The organism is Pontibacter rugosus (assembly GCF_042678745.1).
Classification (GTDB): Bacteria; Bacteroidota; Bacteroidia; order Cytophagales; family Hymenobacteraceae; genus Pontibacter; species Pontibacter rugosus.
On sequence record NZ_JBHTLD010000413.1, the window covers coordinates 1 to 1443 of the forward strand.

Sequence of the window (1443 nt, forward strand, 5' to 3'; positions counted from 1 at the left end):
ATGAAAATCACCCAATAAATAAGGAAAGCCATATAAAGGTAAAATTCTTCCAAACTAAAAAGGAAAGTGGGTTTTCTGCTAATGGATTTAAAAATCTAAAAGAAGGCATTGAAGAAATATTCAACCTTGAACTAGGTTTAGATAAGTTACAACAGATAGGAGCGAATCAGGATATACTTGACACAGCCGATTTGATTCGTAAAATTTTTAGAAAATCAAGCAGAGAAAGAGCAAAGTTTACCTGTGAGGTATATTATGTGACGGCTGCACCAGATATCAATATTCCAGAGAAAATTTCGCACCTCCAGGAGGAACTTGAAAAGAACAATCTCAATATTCCATTTGAATTTGAATATTGGGGGGCTCAAAAACTTCTTGACTTAACAGAAAGAGTTGATGAAAGTATTGAATTGAAATTTAGTTCTCAACCTCTTGAGATCAAAGAAAGAGGAGTTGATATAAGTGGATTTACTGGATTCATTTCAGGCAACGACTTAATCACTGCTTTAAAAGATGAAAATGGAGAATTCAAAAGTCATTTAACTGAAGGGAATGTTAGGTTCTTTCTAGGTGAAGACAAAAAAATAAACAGTTCAATTATTGAATCTGCAAAAGATCCCGATAAAGCTCAAAATTTTTGGGCAATGAATAATGGGCTAACAATAATTGGTGATTCTATAGAGCCATTAGGTAATAATGAATATAGTGTTGTTAATCCACAAATTGTTAATGGTTGTCAAACAGTCCACTGTTTATACTACGCCCAAATTGAAATAGAATCACTTCCTGATGCACTTAAAGTTTTTGTCAAACTGGTAAATACAGAAAACTTAGAAGTTCAAACGGACATAATTAGTGCGACAAATTCGCAGAACCCAGTTAAGTCAGCAAGTTTAAAAGCTAATGATAATATTCAGCGCAACATTGAAAAATATTTAAAAGAGGTTGGAATATATTACGAAAGAAGAGAAAACTATTACAAGAGACAAGGATACACAGGAAACAAAGTTATAGGCTTACTAAAAATGGCACAGATCATACATACAGTAGTTAACAAAGAATCTGTAGTTGCCATAAATGATGCTTCAACTCTTTTTGAATCGCAAGGAAAATATGACATCATTTTTCACGATAATGCGGACTATGATATTTACAAGTTTGCTTCTGTTCTCTATCAAAAGATATGGAGTATAAAAAACTCGGATATTCGTAGCAATACATATTCTGATAAAGAAAGAAGTCTTATTTCAAAGGGAGGTTTCGTATTTCTCCACATTATGAGCTCCTTAATGATGTCAAGAGCACTTTATAAGTTTGGGAACACAGAAACAAGTTCTGAACAAACTACTAGAATTGATATAACTGCCCCAGCTCGAAAGAACGAATTTACAAAACGAAAAAAGTGGTTATTGGAGAAATTAGATGATGATAATTATCTAGAAG

1 protein-coding gene is annotated in these 1443 nt (G+C 32.8%); it reads left to right on the forward strand.

Annotated features, from left to right (window positions below):
* Nucleotides 1-1443: AIPR family protein (locus ACFQ2O_RS21605; protein ID WP_377532975.1), on the forward strand; the 1443-nt coding region annotated here is incomplete at both ends.